This is a genomic window from Deltaproteobacteria bacterium (assembly GCA_016709225.1).
GTDB classification, from domain to species: domain Bacteria; phylum Myxococcota_A; class Polyangia; order Nannocystales; family Nannocystaceae; genus Xiheibacterium; species Xiheibacterium phototrophicum.
On sequence record JADJEE010000012.1, the window covers coordinates 298,727 to 322,694 of the forward strand.

Below are 23,968 nucleotides of genomic sequence, written 5' to 3' on the forward strand. Positions count from 1 at the left end.
GACTGCCGCGCCCCGACGGTAGCAGGTGCACGCGCATCGCCCTCGCCTGCGGCAAGCCGCCGCGGCTGGCGGATCGCGCCCGAGCTACTCGCGCGTCGCGGCCGTGACGACGATGGGATCCACGGGTACGCCCTCGTAGGGCCCCATCGTCTCGGTCGGCACCGCCGCGATGGCGTCGACGACCTCGAGCCCCTCGACCACACGGCCGAAGACGGCATAGCCGGGCGGGGTGTCGAGGAAGGCGTTGTCGACCAGGTTGACGAAGAACTGCGAGGTCGCGCTGTCGGGATCGTCCGTGCGCGCCATCGAAATCGCGCCGCGCACGTTGGTCAGGCCGTTGCCCGACTCGTTGACGATCGCCGGCATGGTCGGCTTGCTCACCAAGGTCTCGGTCAGGCCGCCGCCCTGGATCACGAACCCCGGCACCACGCGGTGGAAGATCGTCGGATCCTGACCATCGGCGCCGTCGAAGAAGCCAGCGTCGACGTAGGCGAGGAAGTTGGCGCTCGTGATCGGCGCGGCGACCTCGTCGAGCTCGAAGACGATCGTGCCGGCGGTGGTCTCGAAGACCACCCGCGTGGGCGCGCCCGCGGTGGTGCCGCTGTCGGCCGCGGTGTCACCCGAGCTCTCGGCGCCGCTGTCTGCCGTCTGGCCGGTGGTCGCAGCGACGCTGGTGCTCGCGTCCGAGCTGTCGCCCCCGGTCCCGCTCGCACTCGCGCCGCCGGTGCTCGCGTCGGTGCCCCCACCGCTGCCGTCGCCCTGATTCCCGCCGCAGGCGAGCACGAACACCGCCACCGTGAGCCATCGCGCCATCGCCATCCGCCGCACGCTAGCACGGCCCCGATGCCGGCGAGGGCTCACCGCTGCTGCGCCCACGCGTCGATCTCCGCCAGCCGCCGCCCCCACTCCGGGCTCGCGGCATAGACCTCGCGGGCCTCCGCGACCAGCGCGGGGATCTCGGCCCGCTCGGCACGATTGCCCGAGGCCCGAAGCGCACGGGCCAGCAGGTAGGCCCCCTCGGCGCGCACGTTCTCGCTCTCGATCGCCGGCGACTGTCCGATCGCCCGCACCTCGCGGGCCATCGCGATCGCCGCGGCACCATGGTGCTCGAGCAGCTCGAGCTCGACCAAACCCGTGAGCGCGCGACCGACCTCGGCGTCGACGCGCCCGAACTCGCGCTCACGCAGCGCGATCGAGCGGGTGAGCTTGTCGCGGGCCTCGTCGCGGGCGCCCCGCTGCAGCGCGACGAGCCCGCTCTCGAGCAGCAGCTGGGCGACCATTGGATGCGCCTCGCCGAGCGCGCGGGTGCCGATCTCGAGCGCCTCGTCGGCAGCCGCCCGGGCCTCGATCAATCGCCCGCGCTCGAGCTGGATCGACGACAGCATCGACAAGCTCCGCGCGAGACTCTCGGTGTCACCCGCGTCGCGTCGGGCGATCGCCAGGGCGCGTTCGGCGAATCCCAGCGCCTCGTCGTGGTGGAGGCGGACCAGGCCGTTCCACGCCAGCATCCGCAGCGCCGGCGCGGCGGCCGGGGTGTCGGCGCCGAAGTTCTGCTCGTAGATCTCGAGCGCGCGCAGGTGCTCGGCGTGCGCGCCCTCGAGATCACCGAGCTCCCCCAGCGCGCTGCCGACGTTGATCGAGGCGCCCGCGACGTTGGGGTGCCGCGGGCCGTAGCGACGCTCGAGGTGATCGCGGCTGTTGCGAAAGTACGCGAGCGCCTCGGCGAAGCGGCCGTGCGCGGCCTCGATCGAGCCGAGGTTGGCCTCCGCCCCCGCCACCAACACGACGTCGACGCCTTCGGGGAGCAGCTCGATTGCCCGCTCGAACTCGAGCTTGGCCTCGTCGTAGTGGGCCATGCGCAGCCGGATGTTGCCCATCGCCACCCGCAGCTGGATCTCCAGCGTCGGGGCCCCGCCCATCGCCGACAACATGGCGCGACAGTGCTGCTCCCACTGCTGCGCGCGCGTGATGCCGCCGACGGTGTCCGGCTCCCACAGCTCGAGCACGCCGATGATGGCCATCGCCGCCACGCGGTGGTGCTCGACCGCGAGCGCGGCGCTCAGCGCATCGTGTTGGGCCTGCTCGGCGTCGGGCTCGGCGCGCCACTGCTTGATGATGGCGAGCTCGAGCAGCGCCTCGGCGACCGTCCAGCGATCGTCGACCTCGTGGGCGCGCTCGAGCAGCGTGCGCGCGAGGGCTTCGGACTCGGGATAGTGCGCGGTGTCCCGCAACAGCTCGATGCGGGCCACCATCGCGTCGAGCTCGGCCTGGATCGCGGGCTCGACGGTCGCCCGCGCGGCCGCGCCCCGCCCCAGCTGCAGGTCGTCGATGCACACCTCCGGCCGCGGTAGGTGGGCGACGGTGTCGGTGGCACGGCGCACGCCCTCGGCATCGACGTCGGCGAACGCACCGACGAGGCCCTCGAGCCGCTCGAACTGTCGCTCGAGACAGCCCATGCGCAGCGCGATCACGGCGCTCGGCACATCGCCGCGCTCCTGCGCCGCGCAGGCATCGGCGGTGGTCGACAGCCAGGCCTGCGCAAAACCATCGAAGCGCTCGCGCACCGCCGCCCACGCGTCCGCGGCCGACGGTGCACGCGTGGCCGAGAACTCGGCCTCCAGCCGTCGCACGGTCTCGTCGTTCCACACGGCGCCCAGGCGATCGGCGACGCCGGCACAGTAGCTGCTCCGACGCGGCGGCTGGCCCGACGCGGCGGCGAACACCACCACGCCGGCGAGCGCGGCCGTCGAGGCCGCGGCCAACAACAACGGTGCGCGACGGCGGGGCTCGAGTGCGGTGAGCAGCGCGTGCATGCTCGGCCAACGATCCTGCGGGCGGGGCGACAGCCCACGCAGCACCGCTCGACGCAGCCGTCGCGGGACCGCAGCCGCGCCCGCGATCGGCGTCACCGCCCCCGCCGCGGTCTGCTCCGCGAGCAACTCGACGCTGTCGCCCTGGAACGGCCGCGCCCCGAACAGCCCCTCGAACAGCGCCACGCAGAAGCTGAACTGATCGGCGAGCGCATCGCTGCGCGCGCCTTCGTGCAGCTCCGGCGCGGCGTAGGCGGGCGTGCCCTCGAAGCCGCCCTCTTGGGTCGCCTCGAGCGGCATCGGGAACGACGGCGAGCGGACGTCGTCGCCACCGGTGTCACCCGCGAGGTCGCCATCGCGACGTGCGAGCCCGAAGTCGGTCACCACCACGCGACCCGACGGGGTGATGAGCACGTTGTCGGGCTTGAAGTCGCCGTGCACGATGCCAGCGTCGTGGGCCGCCGCGAGCCCGAGACCGGCGTCGCGCAGCACCGCGAGCACCTCGCGCCAGGAGTGCGCGCGGGCCAGCCAACGCTCGAGGGTCTCGCCCTCGATCAGCTCCATCGCGAGGAACGGCTGGCGATCGACCACGCCGACGTCGTGGATCGTCACGACGTTGCGATGCGCGAGTCGAGCCACCGCCTGCGCCTCGCGAAGCAAGCGCGAGCTGCTGCCCGCACGCGGGTGCAGGAGCTTGATCGCGACCGCACGATCGAGATCGGGATCGAACCCTGCGTACACGACCCCGGTCGCGCCCTGCCCGACCACGCGCCCGATGACGTAGCGCCCCACCCGATCGCCGGGCTGCAGCCGCACCGCGGGGTCGCTCACCACGTCACGACCACCTCGTGGGTCCCGGCCGGCACGCCGAGCCACAGCGTGCCGCCGCGATCGTCGAGGTGCAGCCAGCCCGGCGTGGTCGCCAACGCTCCGGCATCGGCGACCGCCGACAGCTCGGCGCCGTCGAGCGTCACGCCGGCGGGCGCGGCCGCGGCCAGCACTTCGACCACCGCGCCGCGCGAGAACACCTCGCCGTCCTGCCAGCGCAGCGTGGTGGCGGTATCGTCGACATCGAATGTCAGCGCGGCGCCGTCCCACAGCGTCGCGCCACCGCTGCGCCCGGCCGCGATGCGTGGGTAGAGCACACCGGCGTCGCCGTCGAGGCTGTCGACGCGCGTCGGCTGACCGGTCGGGGCGATCGCATCGATGGTCGGCCGCAGCAACGCCACCGCACCACCGTCGCGCAGCCACAGCGGCAGCGTCGACAACGGCGCGTCGATCTCGATCGTGCTGCCGTCGATGCCAGCGTCGACGACCACGCCGTCGAACCACCCGATCCAGCGACCGGCCGGGAACGTGACCGTGCGCGAGCTGGCGCCGGGCTCGACCACCGGCGCCACCAAGAGATCGTCGCCCAGCAGGTATTCGTCGCCGGGGTGCACCCCGAGCTCGGGGTACGCCAGGCCCAGCGGGCGCACGATCGGGCGGGCGTGCTCGTCGTCGAGCTGCTGCACCGCCGTCCACAGATAGGGGAACAGCCGCAGGTGCAGCCGGGTGAAATCGCGGTACCAGCCGAGCATCTCGTCGTCGAAGTCGGTGCCGGCGAACTCCCATGCGACGTTGCTCGAGCCGGTGCCGATCTGCATCACCGGCGTCAACGCGGTGTGCTGGAACCACCGCGTGAAGGTCTCCTTGGTCGGCGGGCCGTGGCGGTAGCCGCCGGTGTCGGACGCGAACAACGGGAAGCCCGAGGGTGACAGCGAAAGCCCCGCGGCGACCGCCGCCGGCAGGCCCCCGACCGCGAGCTTGCCGTCGCGATCGTCACCGAAGCGCGAGAGATCGGCGTCGAGGTCACCCGGCCAGATCACGCTGGCTTGGGTCTGCTCGCCCCACGTACCGGCCCGCGCGAGGATGAAGCCGCCGTCGGCGGGCAGCGCCGCGGCATAGGGCGCGTGGTAGCCGGTGTGGTAGCGCCCGTGCATCGTCCGCTCGTCGCTGCCGTCGGCGAACGACCACGCGATCCGGCCGGGCCCGATGCCGCTCATGACGTCTTCGCCGTAGTCGAGCTTGTAGCCCTCGATGCCGAGCGCAGTGTAGCCACCGAGCAGCTCGGCCCACCACGCGAACGCGTCGGGGTTGGTGAAGTCGAGGGGTGCCGCGCCCCACTTGTTGAGCAACAGCCCGACCACCGGCGGGAAGTAGCCCGCCGCGGTGGCCTCGTCGTGCAGCGCGGTCGCGGGCTCGTCCATGTCGCTGACGTACGGCGTGTGCCACAGCGCAACCCGCAGGCCGAGGTCGTGCAGCGCAGCGATCATGCCGGCGGGATCGGCGAAGCGCGTGGCCTCGAAGTCGAAGGTGTTGACGCCGGTCGCATAGGGGCGATCGATCCACAGCGCGGTGTGGGGCAGATCGAGGTCACGCAGCGTCTGCGCGTCGGCGATCACCTGCGCAGCGTCGGTGTTCTCGTTGCGCCACAGCCACGGTCCCAGCGCCCACGGGGCCGGGCGTGCGGGTGCGCCGGTCTGCGCCCAGTAGTGCGCGGTGACGTCGAGCGGATGCTCGGCACCGTACAGCGCGAACTGCAGCCCCTGCCCGCCGTGCGGGCCCATGCCGTAGGTGACCTGCACGAGGTCGTGCTCCTGCGTGGCGACGTCGAAGCGACCGGGATGATCGTCGCGCACGAACAGGCCCCACCCGCGGGTGCCGACGAGCAGCGGCACCGGCACGTGGATCTCATTGCTGCCGCCCTCGTAGCGCAGGTCGGCCTCGAGCTGCATCGCGCGGGTGCGGCCGCGGTGCTCGGGGTGATCGAAGACCTCACCGAGCCCGTAGAAGTGCTCGGCGGGATCGCAACGCACGCCGAGTCGGTAGCCACCGACCTTCGCGTCGCCGCCGGTCGGGGTCCAGGTCGCGCCGAAGCGCCCGGGTGCGAGTTCCTCGAAGCGCACGGTCGCGGTGGTGCCACCTGGGTACGCCAGCGCGAGCGTGAGCACGCCGCCCTCGGCGACACTCACCGTGCTGGGCACGATGAACTCGAGCGGGAGCTCGGCCATCGGATCGTAGCTGGCGTCGTCGTCGATCGCGTCGGTGACCCCGAGCGCGAACGCATCCGACGGCAGCCGCAGCAGCACCACGTCGTCGCGCAGCAGCGCGGTCTCGCCGGTGTCTTCGTCGAACGCAAGGCGATACACCGCGGGCCCCTGCGGCTCGCCGCCGCTGGTGCTACCGCCGCTGTCGCTCGCCGCGGTGTCGGCCGCCCCGTGCCGACAGCCCCCGACGCCCGCGAGCAGCAACACGGCTGCGACGCCGATCCTGCGCACCGATGCCACCACCGGAGCGTAGCGGAAGCCCGCGCGCTTTTGGGGACACCGCCACCCCCGCGGCCCGCGGGCGCTCGCTCACGGCTCGTGGGGCGTCTGGGGTGGCCGTTGCTCGATGGTGCCGTCAACATGCCGCGCGAAGCGGCCGCGATCACCTTCGTGCACCGGGTCGTCGCTGGGCCACGGCCAGCCGCCGAACTGCGTGCGACGGTAGTCCGCGAAGGCCTGCTGGATCTCCTCGCGGGTGTTCATGACGAACGGGCCCTGCTGCGCGACCGGCTCGCCGATCGGGCGCCCCTGCAGGAGCAGCAGCTCGACCGCCGCATCGCCAGCCACCAGCGGGACCTCGCGTTCGGCATCGAGCAGCAGCACGCGGTGCTGCGACTGCAGCTCGCCGTCGACGCGCACGCCGTCGCCGACGAAGAAGTAGAGCGTGCGCGTGGTGCCGGGCGCCGCAGGCAACGTCCAGTGCGCGCCGGCATCCATGCGCACGGTCCAGATCGCGACGTCGCTGTCCGCACGCGCGGCCCACGAGCGCGGCGGCGGTGCAGGCGGACGGGCCTGGTCGAGCCGCCCCGCGACCACCGTGATCGTGGTCGCGCGGCCGTCGTCATCGCGGTGGGTCACCACCGGGATGTCCTCGGACCACAGCATCGCGAAGTGGGGCGGCGCGAGCTTGTCGGTGGCCGCGAGGTTCAGCCAGATCTGGAACAGCTCGAGCGGATTGTCCTGCTCGGTGCGCAACAGCGGGAACATCTCCGCGTGCACGATGCCGGCGCCGGCGGTCAACCACTGCGCGTCACCACCACCGAAGCGCGCGGCCGCACCCAGCGAGTCGGAGTGATCGACGAAGCCGCGGCGCACGATCGTGACGGTCTCGAAGCCGCGGTGAGGGTGCTGGGGGAAGCCGGGCACACGCTGGCCGTGGTACATGCGCCAGCCGTCCTTGACCTCGAAGTCCATGCCGAGGTTGCGACCCGCGAGCGAGGCCGCAGGCGCCATCGCCCCGTCGCCGCGCGGATAGGCATCGAGGTGATGCACGCAGAAGAGGAACGGATCGACGCAGGGCCAGGGGAAGCCCAGCGGTGCGCTCTGGAGAATCGCGGCGGTCATGGGGTCCTCGAACGGGAATTGGCCCCAACTGTAGCGCGCGTGGCCGCGCGAGGCTGCCCGCAGGGCACCATGGCCATCGACGACAACCGCGGCGCCCGCGGCTATCCTCGCCCTCGTCCGTGACTGCGCCGCTTCGTCCCTCGCCCCGTCGCGTCCTCACCGTCGGCCTCGCGTGCGTGGCCGCGCTCGCTGCGTGCCGCCCCGATCACGCGTCGGAGCCGCCGGAGCTCGACGCCGACGAGCACCTGCTGCTCACGCCACGGGGCAACCCCGAGGAGCTGCTGGGGCGCACCGTCACACCCGACGACAAGGGTGGCTTCGTGCTCTCCGACGAGCGCCCGCCCGGCTGCGAGGTCACCGTGAAGCGTGTGCCCGAGCGATGGCACCGCACGTACCAGCAGGACATCGGCAAGGTCGCGCACATCGGCACCGGCAACACGCCGATCGGCGATCTCACCGCGCGCTACGGCAAGACCATGCGCATCGACGCCGACATCGCGAACCTCGAGGTGCTCGAGGGTGATCTGCGCGGCTGCACCGGCATGGTCGTCGGCGCGGTCAAGGTCGGCACCGGCAAGCGCGAGATCCGGGCCGCCGAGGAGGCCAAGGTCGAGGCCCACGTGAAGGCCAAGGGCGTGCCGGTCGGTGCGGGCGCGGGCAAGTGGCGCACCGTCGAGCGGGGGCTCGAGTGGACCGATCCACAGGCATGGGCGTTCGTGGTGCGCGACCAGGGCGGCACCAGCGATCTGCGCGTCGAGCTGGTGCTGCTGCCCGAGTCGGTGCGGCACGGCGAGGTCTTCACGGTGCGGGTGCTGGCCGCACGACAGGTCTATCTGGTGATCGGCTTCGTCAGCGAGGCCGGCAAGACCGGCCTGCTGCTCCCCAACGGCCGCCAACCCACGCCGATCGTCAACGCCGGCGGCAACGTCGAGCTGACCCTGCAGGCCTCGCTGCCCCTGCTCGACACCCCGTCACGCGACAAGTTCGTGCTCTACGCGTTCGCCGAGCGGGGCGATTTCGACATGTTCAAGCCCCCGCCGGGCAACCTCGACGCGGCCACCGTCGCGAAGTACTTCGACGAACTGCCGGGACGACTCGCGTCGATCCCCACGCGGCGTTGGACCAAGACCGAGGGCTACCTCCTGATCGAGCCGTAGGCACCGCCGATGCCCCCACGCGACCTGCTACCATCGCCGCGCATGTTCCTGCGCGCCGCCCTGACGGGCGTCATCACCCTCGCGCTCGCGCTCACGCCCGTGCACGCCCGCGCGATGCAGCAGCCCTCGGTGCCCGATCGCGACGTCGATGGCGTCGCCGACGACGTCGATCAGTGCCCCGACACCTATGGCGCCCCAACCAACGGTGGCTGCCCGCCCCAGGCCCAGCCGCCGGTCGTCACCGATCGCGACTACGACGGTGTCCCCGACGCGCAGGACGCCTGCCCCGACGTCGCCGCGGCCACGCCCAACGGCTGCCCCGCCGACGCGACGACCACCACGACCACCACACCGCCGCCCGCCGACGTCGATCCCAACGACGAGTACCAGGTGGTGCTGCGCTCGCTGCCGAACGACTACGACATCAACTACACGTTCGACGGCCAGGCCAAGAAGTTCAAGCGAGAGAACGACCCTGGCCGCGTGGCCAAGCGGGCCAGCGCGCTCGGCATCGCCGGCGGCACCTTGACGTTGGTCGGCGTGGTCGCCGGGCTCAGCACGATGACCGCGGGACTGGTCATGTCGAAGCAGGCCAAGGACGAGCTCGAGGGGATGGAGTTCGAGAACACCTCGCCGATCGATCCCAACGGCGAGCGCGCCGGGCTGATCGAGAAGGGTGAGCGCGGCGACAAGGTCGCGATCATCGGCTCGGCGGCCTCGGGCGGCGTCGCGGCGCTCGGCATCATGCTGCTCCTGGGCGCCCGCTCGCTGCGCAAGAAGCAGTACAACACCGCGGCACCGTCGGCGGGCTCGAGCCGCATGTCCGACGCCGACCGGAAGAAGTTCATCCTCACCGGTGGCTTGCTGGTGGTCTACGGCGCGATCGGCATGGCCATCGGCGGCGCGCTGATGGCCAACAAGGACGAGACCAAGAAGAAGCGCGGCAAGGCGGTGCTCGGGGTCTCGGGCGCGCTCGCGGGGGTCGGTGTGCTGCTGCTGCTGCCGCCGTTCATCGCCAAGCGCCGCGGCTCGGCCCAGATGACCGCAGGCCCGATGTACGTGAAGCGCGGCGGCGGAGCCGGCCTCGCGATGCGCTTCTGAGCGCGCAAGCACGTCGATCGGAAGTCGTGCTCGCCGCGACGTGCCACGCGAGCCCGTGACAGCTGCGGCTTCGTCAACCGCGCCGGTCTCGGAGCCGTCGCAGGACCTCCGCATCGGCGAGATCCTTGGCGCGACCAGCCGCGAGCTTGTTCCTCAGCATCGCCTCGAGACCGATGCAGCGCACCGCCACGCCACCGATGGCACCAACGAGCGCATCGTGGACCGCGTCGTCGAAGCTGACGCCGCAGGAAGTCGACGAAGTCGTCGGGTGCGGACTCCGTCATGTCGGTCGCAGCACCCGACCCGGCATCTCGGCGCGCGAGTACTCGGGGAACGACAGCCCAGCCAGCAGCCACTGCTCGCGCGTGAGCGCCCAGACGAGGGCCAGCCGTTCGTCGGCGGTGCTCGGATCGCGTTCGTCCACGAGCGGCTCCTCGCCGAGCGAGAATGTGCGGATCGGCCAGCTCTGCCGCGCCCGCCGACGCTCTTCGAATGTGCTCACGACCTGGAGCGTAGCATGCGTGGCGGCGCGCGGCGCGGCGCGTGCGACCTTGAGCGTCACTCATAAGAGAGTTACGATGGGAAGATGCTGGCACCGTCGCGACCGTGGCTGCTCGCCCTCGCCCTCACCGCGTGCGGCGACGGCGGGCCCGCGCAGCAGGACGCCGGCAGCTCGGGCGGCGCAGACTCGAGCGCTGCGACGATCACGATCACCGCGCCGGACACCTCGGCCACCGGGTCGAGCTCGGGCGCCGGCGACGACACCACGGACACTGGCGCCGACCTGGGCGTGCCGGTCGCGCCCGTCGAGATCGTGATCCACTCGCAGCGAGCGACTCGCATCGACGTGTACGTCTATGCCGCGCCGACCGACGCGGCCGAGGTCCTGGTCCGCACGCTCGAGCACGGCGAGGGCGATGCGTTCCGCACCACGCTCGACCCCGACGATCTCGTCGCGGCCGGCGTCGGCGACGTGCTCTACTACGGCCTGCGCGCGTGGGGCCCCAACTGGCCCGAGGATCCGCGCTGGCTCCCAGGCTCGGAGGCGGGGTTCGTCGCCGACGTCGACGACGAGGGCAACCGCTTCAATCCCAACAAGCTGCTGGTCGACCCGCGGGCCCGCGAGCTCAGCCACGATCCGATCACGCCGACGTTCGGCGACGCGGGGGTCTATCGCACGGGCCCCGAGTTCCGCGCGCTCGACAGCGGCCCGTCCGCGCCCAAGTCGGTGCACGTGCTGGCGCCGCAGCGCGCCGTCGAGCTCGGGCCCCGGCCCACGCGCGCGCTGGCTGACGACACGATCTACGAGGTCCACGTCCGCGGCTTCACCCGTGCCGATCCCAGCGTGCCCGAGGCGTGCCGCGGCACCTATGCGGGCGTCGCCGCGAAGGCCGACTACCTCGCGACCCTCGGCGTCACCGCAATCGAGTTGCTGCCGGTGCACGAGACCCCGAACAGCACCAACGACGTCGCCGAGGGGACCGACGGCGACAACTACTGGGGCTACTCGACGCTCGGCTTCTTCGCGCCCGAGCGACGCTACGCCTGCGACGATTCACCCGGCGGACCCACGCGCGAGTTCCAGGCCATGGTTGCCGCCCTCCACGAGCGGGACATCAAGGTCTACCTCGACGTCGTCTACAACCACACCGCCGAGGGCGGGGTCGGCGATCCCGACGTCGCCCGGCTGTACTCGCTGCGCGGCCTCGACAACCGCGGCTACTACGAGATCGACGCCGATCCGGGGCACTACGCCGACAACACCGGCGTGGGCGCCAACACCAACGCCGACAACCCGATGTTCCGCGACCTCGTGCTCGATTCGCTCGCGTACTGGCACCACGAGATGGGCGTCGACGGCTTCCGCTTCGATCTCGCGTCGGTGCTCGGCAACGGCTGCGACCGCGACTGCTTCATGTTCGAGCCCGACGCCGAGGACGGCATCCTGCGCCGCGCCGTCGCCGAGCTCCCGGCGCGGCCGGTCGACGGCGGCGACGGGGTCGATCTCATCGCCGAGCCGTGGGGCATCGGCGCGGGCACGTACCAGCTCGGCAACTTCCCCACGGGCTTTGCCGAGTGGAACGGGGTCTACCGCGACACGCTGCGCCGCGACATGAACCTGCTCGGCGTCACGAACGTCACCCCGCGCGAGCTCGTCCGCACGATCATCGGGTCGCCGCAACTCTTCGACGAGGGCGATCGTGGCCCCGCGGCGAGCATCAACTTCCTGGTCGCCCACGACGGCTTCACGCTGCACGACCTGTTCGCGTGCAACGCCAAGGACAACGACCAGCCGTGGCCACTGGGCCCGTCATCCGGCGGCTCGGACGACAACCTCAGCTGGGACCACGGCGGTGATCCGGCGCGTCAGCGGCAGGCCGCGCGCACGGGGCTGGTGCTGCTGGCGACCTCCGCCGGCGCACCGATGATCACCGGCGGCGACGAGGCCCTGCGCACGATCGGCTGCAACAACAACCCCTACAACCTCGACGCGGCGACCAACTGGCTCGATTGGTCGCTCGACGATGATGAAGCGACGCACGCGGCGTTCACCGCCGCGGTGCTGCACCTGCGCCGCGATCACCCGGCCCTGCGGCCCCGCGCGTGGATCGACGGCGCGCCCGCGGGCTGGTCATTCCTGACCGACGCCGGCACGGCCGCGGGCGGCGGCTACCTCGACGATCCGACGCGGCATTTTCTCGCGTGGCGCATCGACGGTCGCGACATCGGCGATCCGGCGCGCTCCATCTACGTCGGCTACAACGGATCCGCTGGCACCGTGATCGCACACCTCCCCGCGCCCGCGCAGGGCCACGCGTGGGTGCGCGTGCTCGACACGGCGCAGGGCGAGGTGGCGGCACCGGGCAACGAGCCGCCGATCGCGGGGGCCACCTACGACACCGTCGCGCGATCGATCGTCGTCGCCCTCGAGCTGCCGGTGCGCTGAAACGTCCCTCAGCGCGCGCGAGCGTAGACCGCCATCGTGCGCCCCGGCAGCGCCAGCCGCAGCTCGCCCTCGGTGATCGTCACGGACCGAGGGCCGCCGGCGCCGAGCAGCTCGACGAGCTCGGTGCCGTCGGTGAAGAGCGCGAGATCGGCCTCCGACAGCGCCTCGTTGGCTGCGATGCGGATGGCCACCGGGCCCGCCGCGTCATCGTCGTTGTTGAACGCGACGACAATCGGATCGACCACGTCCGTGCGCACGAACGCGAAGATGTTCGCGGCCTGACCGCCCTTGCGCCACAGCTCCACGTAGTCGCCGCGCACGAGCGCTGGGTGCTCGCGGCGCAGCGCGATGAGTTGCTGCACCCGCGCGAAGGTCACGTCGGCGCCTGGCAGCGCGTCGTCGGGGTGATCGACCGCGCGGCCGTCCTCGGTGAACGCCCAGCTCGGCATGTCGCGACGGTTGTCGGGGTCCCCCGCGCCGAGCAGCCCGACCTCGTCGCCGTAGTAGAGCATCGGGATCCCGGGCAAGGTGAACAGCGCGCCCAGGGCCAACAGATGGCGGCGGTGGATCTCCTGCGGGTCCGCATCGACGGCGCTGGTGAAGCGCGGCACGTCGTGGTTGTCGACGAAGCTGGTGAGCGCGCGCAGCCGGGCTTGCCCGAGCACGTCCACCTGCTCGGCGACGCGCGACGCCAGGGGATTCACCGAGCCGCCGCCGCCGAAGACGTGGCCGAGCTCCGCCATCAGCGGGAAGTTGAACAGCGAGTCGAAGCCGGCGTCGAGGTACGGCACCAGCTTGGCGGTCGATCCGGTGTCGAACACCTCGCCGACGACGAACAGGTCCGGCTTTGCCCCGTGCACGGCTGGGATCCACCGCTCGGCCCAGTACTCGACCGGGACGTGCTTGACGGTGTCCATGCGCACGCCGTCGATCGCGACCCGCTCGATCCAATCGACGCTCTGCGTGTCGAGGTAGTCGGCGACCTCGGGGAGCTCCTGGGCGAAGTCGGGCAGCGGTGAGCCGCCGATCGGGCAGAACACCTCCGCGGGACCGAGCTGCGCGCAGCCGTCGGGATCGTGGAACCACTCCGGGCGCTGCTGGACCACGCGCGCGCCGGGCCCGGCGTGGTTGACGACCATGTCGAGCACCAGCCACCGGCCCGACGCGTGGAGATCGTCGGCGAGGCCCTGCAGATCCGCGAGCGTGCCGAGCGTGGGCTGCATCGCGCCGTCGTCGGGTTCGGCGAAGTCGGCCCAGTAGCCGTGGTAGCCGCAGCGATCCGGCGACTGAGCGTACACCGGCGTGATCCACAGCGTCGTCACACCGAGCGACTCGAGGTGATCGAGCCGGTCGCGGATGCCCTGCAGATCACCGCCGTGGAACTTGCGGGGATCGTCGGGATCGAAGCAGCCCTCGGGGCCCAGCAGGTCGTTGTCGGCCTCGCCGTCGACGAATCGATCCGGCATCACGAGGTAGATCACCTGCTCGGCAGCGTCGAGTCCGGGCGTGTCGCCGCCGGTGGTGGTGGCGTCGTCACCGCTGGCGTCGGAGGCAACGCCCGAGTCGACCTCTGCGCCGCCCGTGCTCGCCGTCGCGTCCACGGTGGTCGGCGACGTCGAACCGTCGGTCGAGGCGCCGACCCCGGATGTCGTGCCGACCGGCATCGACTCGAGCTCCGCGGCGCCGCACGCAGCGACCGACATCAGGCACCAAGCGAGCCGGGTCATCGCGGATCACGGTACACCCTCGAGGCGCACTGGTGTGGTCGTCGGGGCCGTCGAGCGAAACTCAGCGCTGAGTCACGTCAAAGGCTCGACCGGGGTCGAACCGGGGGCCGAGGATGGGGACGGTTCGGTCGTGTCGGCGCAGCACCAAAGCGGCTGGTAGATGTCCTACTGCCGGTTCTTACCCGTGTGGCACGGGTAGACCTGCGGCGCGGTGGCGAAGTCCACGCCGTAGGGAACGTCGATGTACTCACCGGTAGAGACGTTACGGATCCGGCCGACGGTATCGTTCTCGCCCGTGTCGAGGTCGCCTCCCCAGACGTCGGCGAATTCGATCGGCTTGTCGCTCTCGAGCTCGATGAGCTGCCACTGCTGGCGTGGATCAGTGGCGTCACATCGATCCATGATCAGCCCGTGTGACCCGAGCTGCAGGTCGCTGGTCCGCAGGTCGTCGTCGTCGCCCCCATTGTGCTCGGGGGTCATGAGATCGACGCAGTTGGGGGTCTCATCGCGCGCCACCATCCGAGCTCTGACTGTTTCCGAGAACTCCTTCATCTCTCTTCATCACGTCTCGCCCCGGGGTCAGATCTGCGGCCCGTCCTGCTGCCGCGTGGAGGCTGCAACTACCCTGACAGAGGGGGCGGGCGGGCTCGGCAGGCCCGCGGCTCCCGCGGTCACGACGTCACGGCAACGGCACTGCATCGAGCGTCGCCCAGATCCCGACGAATGCCTCGGCGACGGGCGGAGGTGGCATCGGGCCGGGGCCGATGTACCGCCCGATCACACCGTCGGGTGCCGACTCCGGTGCACCCGCCGAGCAGCACAGATGCGCGACCGGCCCGGTGTCGACCGCACACTGGACCAAGAAGCACTCGGGGTTGCGCAGGCTCGCCGGCAAACTCGGCGTGCAGCCGCCGGCCAACGGGAAGCCCATCGCGCCGTGGGCCCGATCGTCACAGACGTCCTGGCCGTAGCTGCAACGGAGGTCGTCGAGTGCCACACCGGGCGGTCCCTCGACGCACGCGGTGAAGCGCTTGCCGATGGCGTCTCCGATTCCGCAGCTCGAGTCGCAAAGACCCTCGGCGCACTGGGTGCCGAGGTCGATGGACTGGGTGATTCGATGATCGTCGTCCGAGCTGCGCGCGATGCCGAACTTCTCCTCGGCGTGGAAGGAGAACGCGTGGATGGCCTCGTGCATCAGCGTCCTCGACAGGTACGCACCGGGGTCGATGCCGAGCTTGTCCGCCTCGGCGAACGCCCTGGAGACGTCGACGATGATCTGCACGAATCTCACGTCTCCGGCCTCGTACAGGGTGGCCGTGCCCAACGCACCTCGGGGCACGACGCCGTAGTCCGCGTACGCGAGGTCCTCCGCGACCGCACCGTCGATCAACTCGCCGACTTCTTCCTCGCTGAGGCCGGCGTAGCGCGGGTTGTCTCGGATCGCGTCGATGAGCATGCGCCGTGCGAGCCCGCCGTTGCGGAGCGTCTGTGTCACTCGTTCGATCGCATCTTGGTACACGTCGAGCTGGCCCTCGGTGGGCGGCGTGTAGGGGGCGGTCTCGGGTTCGTCGGGGGCGTCGGCATCGTCCGGTGGGGGATTCTCGGTGGTGTCGCCTTCGGGCTCATCACCGGCCACGCAGAAGTCGCCGAGATCGATCGCCAAGTCCCGCGGAGCAGAGGTGGCATCGAGCGCGCACCGCATGATCGTGTCCAGCTCGGGGTCGGCGGAGAACCTGCCGCGGCGCGCGTCCAGCGGTGGTCCCATGCATCCGGCCATCGCGACGCCGGCGGCACCGCCGGTGCCGTCGCGGCCCGAGCCTCCGTCGCAGCCATTCTGCTCGGCAAGATCGGCGCGGGAGGTCCGCAGATGGGTGAGTGGACTGTCGGGCGCGCCAGGATTCGGCGGCGCCGCGCCAGGTGTCAGATCGAACGGGGTCGAGCCCGCGGCGCAGGTCCTGGCCGAGCGGCACATGAATCCCCCGGCGATCGCCTCGAGCAGGGCACAGTCGCCTTCACCGAACTGCCGGAGATCCTGGAGCTCGCGCAGCATGTGATAGGGATCGATGTCGACGCGCTGCAGTCGCCCGGATCGCATCGGATCGGGCAACCACACTCCGAGCCGATCCAACACGAGCCCGCGTCCGTTCGCCAGCGCGCGCCGAGGCAGGTCGTAGCTGCGACACACGAACGACTCGCACGCCGGATCGTCGGCAGCGTGTTCGAAGTCGAAGCCTTCGTCGGGCACGTCGCCCGCAACGAGCACACGGCCATCGAATCGCGCCCGCAGCAGGCGATAGGAGCCCGGAATGGTCGAGTACTTGGCCGCGTCGAATGTCAGCAACGTGATCGGCAGGGCATTGTCGAGCAACCAACGGACCGCCTGCTCGTGGCCGGCATCGGCGAGATCGGCCGCGGTCTCGAGTACTGCGTCGGACCATGCGGCATCGAGGCGTGCGATTTCGCCGTGATTGAGGCAGCGGAATCCGCCATGAATCGCCGTGAGCGCGTCGACCATCTGTTGGGTCTGCAGCTCCCGGTCGGTCGTGCGTAGCGCTCGCGCGTACGCGAACAGATACGACGGGGTCGATTGCGGCCAGCTGGCGTCGGTCGTCGACTCGTGGACCACGACATTGGCGCAGTCGGTGCCTCGCGCGCTGGTCCCGAGTGGCGTAGCTGCCAGGATCGTTCGACCGACGGCGACGAACATCGCGTACTCCTGGATCCGGCGCACGTCTTCGTCGTCGTCCACCTCCGACTCGGAGCTGATCGATCCCCGTACCTCCGCGATCGCGGACGCGACGGCGTCCATCAGCTGGGTTCTGCGTGCCTGGTACACAGCCGGCGGTAGCGCCGAGGTATCCGCGGGGACGAAGTCGGGGCCGAGAGCGGATAGGTTGGCGGTCAGCTCCGCCTGCGCATCCGCGATGCGCGAGCGCCACTGCGCGGTCGAGAAGCTGGACAGGGCGAGCGAGGCCGCCTCGAGGCGCCCGCGGGCATCCAGCGTCGGGTGCAGGTGGACGTCGCCGTCGGGGGTGATGCGCACGAGATCGTCGAAGCGATCGCCGTTGAGGTCGGCCCATAGGCAACGGTCCTCGGTCCCACAGGTCGCGGCCTGGGGCAGCGCCAGGGGTAGTTCCCATTCGTACGATGAGGACCACACGAGCGTGCCTTCGGGATCGGCTTGCAGGATGTCGGTGCGCCCGTCGCCGTCGAGATCCGCGAATTCGCAGCGGTCGGTCCCGCAGTCGGCCGCGACGGAGAACCTCGAGGCACCATCGGCCCCGAACGCGCGGACGCCCGCCTCGCCATTCTGCCACGCCAGCCACTCGGCGCCGACGCTGCCATCGAGCTCGACCAGGCGACACTGCACGCCTTGATCGCAGGGCGTCGGTGCTTGTTGGACCTCGGTGTTCTCGCCGAGTCCGGCGGCGTGCACTCGGGCAGCCTCGTCGATCCACACTAGCTCGGCGCCAGGCGACTTGTCCCACGGCGCCGCGGCACAGCGGGCGTCTGCATCGGCGCAGAATCCGGCCGTGACCAACGGGTCCGCGATGAGTTCGATGTCCTCGCCGACCGACGCGAGTCGCTCGACCCTCACCTTGCCATCGCCCCGAGCGATGTGCGCGAGCTCTGCTCCGCGAGCACCGTCGAGATCGGCAACGATGCAGATGTGGTCCAGTTCACAGCGATTTGCCAGCAGGCGCGGCGGAGCTAGCCCCCACCCGTTGCCGTAGGCGACGGCGATCGTGCCAGGGTCTGCGAACGTGCCACTGGGATCGCGGCGGACGAGGTCGGCTTTGCCGTCGCCGTCGACATCGCTGAAGCTGCACACGACGGTGGCCGGGCACGGCGCCTGCACGCTCGCGACGGGCTCGAGCACGGGAATCCGCAGACCTACGCCGGCGCCGAGAGGGGTTGCTGCCCGTGGACTGTCGGGTCCGTCGGGCAACGGATCGCTGTGGCAGGCCGTGGACGCGAGCAGTGCGCTGACGACGAGGCGGCACCGCTTCGGGGCGAGTGACGGAGAACCGTGAAACATTGGCATGTCGGGGCCGCAGTACCGCGACCGCCGGCATTGTTCCCCACGAAGTCGCCGCGCGGATCGAGATCCGGCGAACTTCCCCAACGCTGCGTCCGTGGTGTTCGCCAACAACTACGAGTTCCTCTACGGCACCGGCGACGTGATGGCGTGCGACGTGTCGGCCTGGCCGGCTTCGATCCGCCGCTGCCCTCGACCGCGGAGCTCCGCGACATCGTGGTGTGGATCGACGCGCAGTACCTGAGTTCACCGATCTCGCGGTCGAGGCCCGGGCCAAGCTCGGCGACATGGCCCGGGCAGACGGGTGCGGTCACGAGGCGGACACATTCGTCCGGTAACTCCGGTGGCAGCTCGGGCGAGTCATCGGGTGCGGTGGTGCCACCTCGAGAGCTGCCGAGGCCTGCGTCGGGGTCGATCGAGGACGCGGCGGGAATCGAACATCAAGGGGGGCATCACTTGGTGACCGCGCTGTGGCACGCGGCGCAGGTTCGGCCGGGGACGAGCACCGGCGCCCACTTGGTCGGACCGCGCCTCGAGGTCTGACGCCAGACGATCGGCGACGTGCGACGCGTACGGTCAGCTCTCGCTGCCCGGCACCGCAGAGACACCCTCGTAGAAGACTCGCGCCAGCTCGATGTCGCCGGTCTTGGTCAGCGCGTCGCCCATGGCCATGAACATCAGCTCGAGGTTGTGGGGGCTCTTCTCGCTCCAATGGCAGCGGGCCACGCCCTCGGTGGGGGCGTCATGATAGCCGGCGACGTAGGCCGCGAGGTCGGGATTCTCGCGATCGAGCGGCGTGCCGTTGCAGAGGTCGAAGTGCGTCCAGAAATCCTCGATCGCGGTCGGCATGCCTACCCTCGATGTCTCATGCTGGTGACCCGCACCGCCCGCGCCCTCGACGATCGACGGCGACGCCACCGCGCTCGTCGACCTGTCGCTCATCTTCGACGATGCCGCCCTCGGCGGGTTCTCGACCGGGACGAACCTCTCGGTGGTGCGTGCCGAGGACACGCCGTGGGTCACCGCCGGCAAGTCGGGCGAGAGCCTCGTGCTGGGCACCTCGGTGCTCGACGATGCCCGCGCCGGCTGTCGTGTGTGCCGCCGCGGGCAGACGCTTGGTCGCCGCGCGAGCGGCTAGTACCTCGACACAGCGATTGTGATGGGTCAGAACGCCGTCATGGCCGCGACTCCGCAAGGCGCCGTGCCGCCGGAATACCGGGCGTATTTCAAGGTGCGGCAACGCAGCGAGGCGCGGTCAGGGCGGTGTTATGGCCCGTCACAATCGCTGTGTCGAGGTACTAGCAGCAGATCGCGGTGACGTTGTCACTCGCGTAGCACGTGCAGTCGCAGCTCGGATTGCTGGTGTCGCCGTAGCTACACGTCTGTACACAGCTGACGGTGCTGGTGTTGCACACGAGTCCGTCGCAGCACGCCAGCATGTTGCAGGGGCCGTTCTCCGCCGAACATTGCGCGTCCTGCTTCGGCGGCGGCTGACAGGTGCGATAGCTATAGAGCGCATCTTGCAGGCAGACGCTGGTGCCGGGGCAATCGCCCTCGTCATCGCAGGGCAGGCCCTCGATGGCTTCGTCGGGCTCGAAGCACGCCGTCACCGCGACTGCGGCGGTGACCAGCGCCAACGCGATCGGCAGCACACGAACTCGAGTCGTCTTGGCGGTCGGCATCGTCGATCTCACGGCGTGGGGGTCGGGTTGGCCGAGGGGCTCCCGGTGGGCACGATCTTCACGTCGGACAGCGACGGCACCTTGGCCTTCTGGCCCCGCTGCAGCGCCTTGAGGGCGCGGCGGACGTGCTTGATGTGCGGGTAGTCGGCCTCGGCCAGATCGTTGTAGCCGCTCAGGAAGGCGGCGCACGCGGCCTGCTTCTGGTCCTTGTTCTTGTGCGCGAGCGTCAGGTAGTCGCGGAGGTACTCGTAGTCGTTGACCATCGAGGTCTCCTTGTTGCGGAGCGCTCGCGCATAGACCTGCCACTCGCGGCACATCTTGAGCGCCTGCACGCGGTAGGGGTTCGTGCTCTGCGACAGCCGGGCCAGTGCGCACCAGGTCGAGGCGCGCGTCTCGGGCAGCGCGGTCTCGTCCTTCTGCAGCTCGAGCGCTTGGCCGTAGAGCTTCTCGGCCTGCATGTCGGATTTCTGGTTGAAGTTGACGCTACCGCCTTCGAACAGCGCGGCGTCGGGCACCGCGAGCGTGTCGGCGTTCATCTTGAGGTCGTTGGCCGCGGCGCCGCGCATGCGCATCTCGGTCAAGTCCGGGCCCGGCTCGCCGGCCGAGATCGCGAGCGACTGGTCCGCACCGACACCGCCGACGATCTCGGGGGTCTGATGTCGCCCCTGCAGCAGCATCTCGAGCGCATCCTTCGAGTAGCCGACCGCCTCCTGCACCGTGATGGTGCCGTCCTTGTTGGTGTCGCCCCAGCCGCGCATGGCACCGAGCAGGAGGTACGAGAACGCGGGGCGATTGAGGCCCGGCAGCGAGCCTGCGTACTCATCGGACTTCGAGGCCGACAGCACGATCGAGCGCGAGCCGGTCTTGAGCGACACGAACACCAGGTCCTGCAGGCCGGCCTCCATCACGCTGCCACCGGTCGAGGTCTTGCCGTTGAAGCAGGCGTCGAGCACGACGATCGGCTGCACGCCCTCCTTGCCCTCGAGGATCGCCAGCAGCTCCGACTGCGCGACACCGCGGGCCTCGATGCTGTCGGGGGTCGGTCGCACGTCGGCACCGACCAGCCACGCGTCGTCACCGGTCTTCTTCGGCGCGCCGTGGCCGATGAAGATGAACCACAGCCGGCCGCCCGGCGAGACCTTCTCGGCCGCTCGGCGGGCGTCGGCCAGCATCTCCTCGCGCGTGGCCTCGTGGTTCCACAGCAGGTGCGTGTTGGTCTCGGGCACGCCCTGCGTCTTGGTCAGGAACTTCACCCAGTCGGCTGCGTTGGCCCGCGCGCCGGGGATGTCGTCGACGCTCTGGTAGTCCTCGATCGCAACCACCACCGCGGCGTCACGCAGCGCCGAGTTCTGCACCGGCGGCGGCGGCTCGGTGAGGCTGGGCCATGCGGTGCCCTCCTTCTTCAGCGCCACGTCCTTGCCACCGCGGTGGCAGCCAGCCGCGAGCACGAGGCTCGCTCCGAGGGCAGTCGCAACGAATGCATGGCGCGCGCGCATGGGAGGCTCCGACCTGGGAACGATACCGTCGCCGCCCCGGGCGCAGCAAGCCGTCAGCTGCCGCGCGTGATCACGAGCGTCACCGGTGCGCCGCGGCGCTCGATCTCGATGGTCCAGCGATCGGTGGTCCGCCGCTTGTCGAAGACGCCCATCAGCGACTCCATGTCCGTGACCGCAGTGCCGTTGATGTGGGTGACGAGGTCGCCGTTGCGGAAACCCAGCTCGTGTGGCGACAGGTCGCCCGCGCTCGGGGTCCTGCGGATGCCGTAGAGCTTGAAGCCGCGACCGCTGCTGTCGGGCACGATGCGCACGAGCTTGGCGAAATCCAGCGGCGCATCTTCCCATCGCTTCAGCGCCGCCGCCGGGATGGTGTACGACTCGGTCACCGCGGCCGTCGACGACGCGCTCGGCGAGGCGAGCGGCTCGGGCGCGAGGCGCGGGCCCGCATCCGGCAGGGACGCGCGCGCGGCCGTGAGCAGGGTCGGGTCGACCAGGCCCGCACGGGGCTCGAGCACGACACGCCGACGGCCGGCCCCGGCCGCGTCCTCGAGCTGCAGCTCGACCTCGGTGCCCGCCGTCTTGGCGGCCGCCAAGGCGGCCACGAACGACAGCGGCGAGTCGACCGGCGCGCCTGCGATCGCCACCACGCGGCCGTCGCCGCCCACGAGCGCGCGCGTGGTCGCCTCGGGATCGAGCGCATACGCGAGCGCGAACAGCTCGAGTGCGGCTTCGTCGACCACCCGACGATCCTCGCCCGAGGGCACCACCGCGTCGGCCAGCAGATCGATCGCGCGCTCGACCTCGTCGGCCCGCGCGCGGCGGCGCACGAGGGTGCGCAGGCGATAGCGGTGGTTGTGCGGGGTCCCGTCGCGGGACAGCTCCAGCGCAAAGCGCCCCTGCGCGGTCGCAGCGTGGAGCGCGTCGCGCCACGAGGCGGCGTCACCGAGCGTCACGCCGGCGAGTCGCTGCAACAGATCACCACGCACGAGCCCGAGCCGCGTGAGCACCGATGTCGGAGCGATCGTCGAGAGCCGACAGCCGCCGGTCGTGGGCTCGCAGACGGAAGCCTGCGACCACAGCTCGAGTGCGAGCTCGAGCAACGCGCGCTCCTCGATCCGCCACGACGTCGCGGTGATGGCCTCGATGTGTGGCCCTGGCGACGCGGCGGCATCGCTGCGCGCAGGCTCGTGCGGCACCGGGCTCGGGGGCGGCGTGTCGGGTGGTGCGTCGCCCGGAGCGCCCGCGGCGGGCGGGGTCTCGGCGACCGGCGCAGGGCTCTCACCCGCGCGATCGCAGGCGACCGTGCCGAGCGTCAGCGCGAGCCCCAAGCAAGCCCGCTGCGAGCGTGTCGCGATCATGCAGCAGCGAACATGCCCTGCCGCGTGCGTCGACGGCAAGTCCTCGCGCGGCCACGACGTAGGTCAATCGATCGCGAGCAGCTCGACGTCGAACACCAACATGCCCGCCGGTCGCCCGGGCTGCCCGCGATACGCCAGCGCCTCGGGAATCCACAGCCGCCGCGACTCGCCGACGACCATGAGCTGCAGCCCCTCGGTCCAGCCGGGGATGACCTCGGTGAGGCGGAACGTGATGGGCTCGCCGCGCTGGACCGAGCTGTCGAACAGCTTGCCGTCGGTGGTCCAGCCCGAGTAGTGCACGGTCACCGCGGTGTCGCGGTCGGGGTGACGGGCGCCCGTGCCGGGCGTGAGCACCTTCGACGCGAGGCCGGAGTCGGTGCGCTCGGCCTCGGCCGGCGGCGCGGCGACGTCGGTCGGCACCGCCGGCGTGGGACCACGGTTGCACGCCAGGGCGAGCACGAGAACGGAGGCCAGGCGGCGGAGCATCGGCAGGCGCAGGCTATCAGGACGCGACGCGCTTGGCAGCGGCGGCCGGCCGCAAGGCGCGGTTGAACGCGGACACGCTCGCGGCCGCGGTCACGACATCGATGCACCACACCGCGGCGAGCAGCGCGAGGCCCGATGGGTCACCGCGTGCGAGCAGCCACATGGCCATCGCAGCCCCGGCGAACACCACCGCGCCGCGACGGCCACGACCGACGTAGATCTGCGCGAGCCCGAGCAGGTTCAGCCCGAACAGCGCCAGGAGCACGACCACGACGATCGAGCGCGGTCGCACGGTCGCAGCGGCGAGATCGTCGTCGTCGTCATCGTCATCGTCGACGGCGGACAGCGACGACGCCCCCTCGTCGTCCGACGAGGCCTCGTCGTCGAGCGGCTCCGGCAGGTCGTCCTCGACCAACGGCCGCGGCCGCAGGGGGTCGCCACGCGACGGCGCCTCGTGCTCGCGACCGGGCTCGTCGAACGGCCCCACGATCTCGGCCGCGAACGCCCGCGCGTCGGCGAGCTGTGCGTGCGGCACAAGCACGCGCGTGCGATGGGCACCGCCGTACAGCCCGCCGAGCACCGCCTGCGTGTGCATGCCCTGACAGTGCACGGTGATGCCGCGGGCCTCGAGCGCGCTCGCCAGCAGCTGCGCCTCACCGACATGGCTGCACTCGCACAGCAGCACCATGCTTCCGGATGCCATCACCGGAGCATAACAGCCCGCGCGCGCGA

The 23,968-nt window shown here is 71.0% G+C and carries 19 protein-coding genes; 5 read left to right on the forward strand and 14 right to left on the reverse strand.

The window, feature by feature from the left end; translation table 11 throughout:
• Positions 1-84 precede the first annotated feature (84 nt).
• From IPH07_26195 to IPH07_26210, 4 genes are all read right to left on the reverse strand, one after another.
• On the reverse strand, positions 85-813 hold the full coding sequence (locus IPH07_26195) for a peptidylprolyl isomerase (GenBank protein ID MBK6920914.1): 729 nt from the start codon (positions 811-813) through the stop codon (positions 85-87).
• A gap of 44 nt (positions 814-857) precedes the next feature.
• On the reverse strand, positions 858-3,641 hold the full coding sequence (locus IPH07_26200; protein ID MBK6920915.1) for a serine/threonine protein kinase: 2,784 nt from the start codon (positions 3,639-3,641) through the stop codon (positions 858-860).
• On the reverse strand, positions 3,638-6,139 hold the full coding sequence (locus IPH07_26205; protein MBK6920916.1) for a glycoside hydrolase family 31 protein: 2,502 nt from the start codon (positions 6,137-6,139) through the stop codon (positions 3,638-3,640). The genes IPH07_26200 and IPH07_26205 overlap by 4 nt, the downstream gene beginning before the upstream one ends.
• 69 nt (positions 6,140-6,208) lie before the next feature.
• Complete coding sequence (locus IPH07_26210) at positions 6,209-7,243, reverse strand: pirin family protein (GenBank protein ID MBK6920917.1); 1,035 nt, start codon at positions 7,241-7,243, stop codon at positions 6,209-6,211.
• 119 nt (positions 7,244-7,362) lie between these two features.
• Here IPH07_26210 and IPH07_26215 point away from each other — a divergent pair, with 119 nt between their 5' ends.
• Entirely contained in the window at positions 7,363-8,400 is a 1,038-nt protein-coding gene (locus tag IPH07_26215) for a hypothetical protein (GenBank protein ID MBK6920918.1), read from the forward strand.
• Between the two features lie 42 nt (positions 8,401-8,442).
• Positions 8,443-9,501, forward strand: a complete 1,059-nt coding sequence (locus tag IPH07_26220; protein ID MBK6920919.1) for a hypothetical protein — start codon at positions 8,443-8,445, stop codon at positions 9,499-9,501.
• 280 nt (positions 9,502-9,781) lie between these two features.
• Here the strand turns inward: IPH07_26220 and IPH07_26225 are convergent, their stop codons facing one another.
• On the reverse strand, positions 9,782-10,003 hold the full coding sequence (locus IPH07_26225) for a hypothetical protein (GenBank protein ID MBK6920920.1): 222 nt from the start codon (positions 10,001-10,003) through the stop codon (positions 9,782-9,784).
• An 84-nt stretch (positions 10,004-10,087) separates the two neighbouring features.
• Here IPH07_26225 and IPH07_26230 point away from each other — a divergent pair, with 84 nt between their 5' ends.
• Complete coding sequence (locus tag IPH07_26230; GenBank protein MBK6920921.1) at positions 10,088-12,448, forward strand: glycogen-debranching protein; 2,361 nt, start codon at positions 10,088-10,090, stop codon at positions 12,446-12,448.
• An 8-nt stretch (positions 12,449-12,456) separates the two neighbouring features.
• On the opposite strand, the gene IPH07_26235 is transcribed toward IPH07_26230, so the two are convergent.
• The 3 genes from IPH07_26235 to IPH07_26245 form a co-directional block, all read right to left on the reverse strand.
• Positions 12,457-14,175 (reverse strand): glycosidase, encoded by a 1,719-nt coding sequence (locus IPH07_26235; GenBank protein MBK6920922.1) that lies wholly within the window; start codon positions 14,173-14,175, stop codon positions 12,457-12,459.
• A 165-nt stretch (positions 14,176-14,340) separates the two neighbouring features.
• On the reverse strand, positions 14,341-14,727 hold the full coding sequence (locus IPH07_26240) for a hypothetical protein (protein ID MBK6920923.1): 387 nt from the start codon (positions 14,725-14,727) through the stop codon (positions 14,341-14,343).
• Between the two features lie 127 nt (positions 14,728-14,854).
• Positions 14,855-18,055, reverse strand: a complete 3,201-nt coding sequence (locus tag IPH07_26245) for a hypothetical protein (protein MBK6920924.1) — start codon at positions 18,053-18,055, stop codon at positions 14,855-14,857.
• Between the two features lie 256 nt (positions 18,056-18,311).
• Between IPH07_26245 and IPH07_26250 the strand changes: the two genes are divergently transcribed.
• Positions 18,312-18,458 (forward strand): hypothetical protein, encoded by a 147-nt coding sequence (locus IPH07_26250; protein MBK6920925.1) that lies wholly within the window; start codon positions 18,312-18,314, stop codon positions 18,456-18,458.
• Positions 18,459-18,790: 332 nt separating this feature from the next.
• On the opposite strand, the gene IPH07_26255 is transcribed toward IPH07_26250, so the two are convergent.
• Entirely contained in the window at positions 18,791-19,063 is a 273-nt protein-coding gene (locus IPH07_26255) for a hypothetical protein (protein MBK6920926.1), read from the reverse strand.
• A gap of 142 nt (positions 19,064-19,205) precedes the next feature.
• Here IPH07_26255 and IPH07_26260 point away from each other — a divergent pair, with 142 nt between their 5' ends.
• Positions 19,206-19,352, forward strand: a complete 147-nt coding sequence (locus IPH07_26260) for a hypothetical protein (protein MBK6920927.1) — start codon at positions 19,206-19,208, stop codon at positions 19,350-19,352.
• A 160-nt stretch (positions 19,353-19,512) separates the two neighbouring features.
• On the opposite strand, the gene IPH07_26265 is transcribed toward IPH07_26260, so the two are convergent.
• The 5 genes from IPH07_26265 to IPH07_26285 all read right to left on the reverse strand — a co-directional run bounded on the left by IPH07_26265 (position 19,513) and on the right by IPH07_26285 (position 23,939).
• Positions 19,513-19,896 carry a hypothetical protein gene (locus IPH07_26265; GenBank protein ID MBK6920928.1) on the reverse strand — a complete coding sequence of 128 codons (384 nt, stop codon included), beginning with the start codon at positions 19,894-19,896 and terminating at the stop codon, positions 19,513-19,515.
• Positions 19,897-19,904: 8 nt separating this feature from the next.
• Positions 19,905-21,392, reverse strand: coding sequence for a caspase family protein (locus IPH07_26270; GenBank protein ID MBK6920929.1), 1,488 nt, complete (start codon positions 21,390-21,392; stop codon positions 19,905-19,907).
• Between the two features lie 53 nt (positions 21,393-21,445).
• Entirely contained in the window at positions 21,446-22,750 is a 1,305-nt protein-coding gene (locus IPH07_26275) for a hypothetical protein (GenBank protein ID MBK6920930.1), read from the reverse strand.
• A 63-nt stretch (positions 22,751-22,813) separates the two neighbouring features.
• Positions 22,814-23,236, reverse strand: coding sequence for an FKBP-type peptidyl-prolyl cis-trans isomerase (locus IPH07_26280; GenBank protein MBK6920931.1), 423 nt, complete (start codon positions 23,234-23,236; stop codon positions 22,814-22,816).
• Positions 23,237-23,252: 16 nt separating this feature from the next.
• Positions 23,253-23,939, reverse strand: coding sequence for a DUF2007 domain-containing protein (locus tag IPH07_26285; protein MBK6920932.1), 687 nt, complete (start codon positions 23,937-23,939; stop codon positions 23,253-23,255).
• Positions 23,940-23,968: the final 29 nt, after the last annotated feature.

Coding starts and splice junctions, on each gene's coding strand:
- IPH07_26240 (MBK6920923.1), bottom strand. CDS start 14,727: ATGAAGGAGTTCTCGGAAACAGTCAGAGCTCGGATGGTGGCGCGCGAT.
- IPH07_26265 (MBK6920928.1), bottom strand. CDS start 19,896: ATGCCGACCGCCAAGACGACTCGAGTTCGTGTGCTGCCGATCGCGTTG.
- IPH07_26285 (MBK6920932.1), bottom strand. CDS start 23,939: ATGGCATCCGGAAGCATGGTGCTGCTGTGCGAGTGCAGCCATGTCGGT.
- IPH07_26270 (MBK6920929.1), bottom strand. CDS start 21,392: ATGCGCGCGCGCCATGCATTCGTTGCGACTGCCCTCGGAGCGAGCCTC.
- IPH07_26230 (MBK6920921.1), top strand. CDS start 10,088: ATGCTGGCACCGTCGCGACCGTGGCTGCTCGCCCTCGCCCTCACCGCG.
- IPH07_26275 (MBK6920930.1), bottom strand. CDS start 22,750: ATGATCGCGACACGCTCGCAGCGGGCTTGCTTGGGGCTCGCGCTGACG.
- IPH07_26280 (MBK6920931.1), bottom strand. CDS start 23,236: ATGCTCCGCCGCCTGGCCTCCGTTCTCGTGCTCGCCCTGGCGTGCAAC.
- IPH07_26195 (MBK6920914.1), bottom strand. CDS start 813: ATGGCGCGATGGCTCACGGTGGCGGTGTTCGTGCTCGCCTGCGGCGGG.
- IPH07_26255 (MBK6920926.1), bottom strand. CDS start 19,063: ATGCCGACCGCGATCGAGGATTTCTGGACGCACTTCGACCTCTGCAAC.
- IPH07_26220 (MBK6920919.1), top strand. CDS start 8,443: ATGTTCCTGCGCGCCGCCCTGACGGGCGTCATCACCCTCGCGCTCGCG.
- IPH07_26210 (MBK6920917.1), bottom strand. CDS start 7,243: ATGACCGCCGCGATTCTCCAGAGCGCACCGCTGGGCTTCCCCTGGCCC.
- IPH07_26235 (MBK6920922.1), bottom strand. CDS start 14,175: ATGACCCGGCTCGCTTGGTGCCTGATGTCGGTCGCTGCGTGCGGCGCC.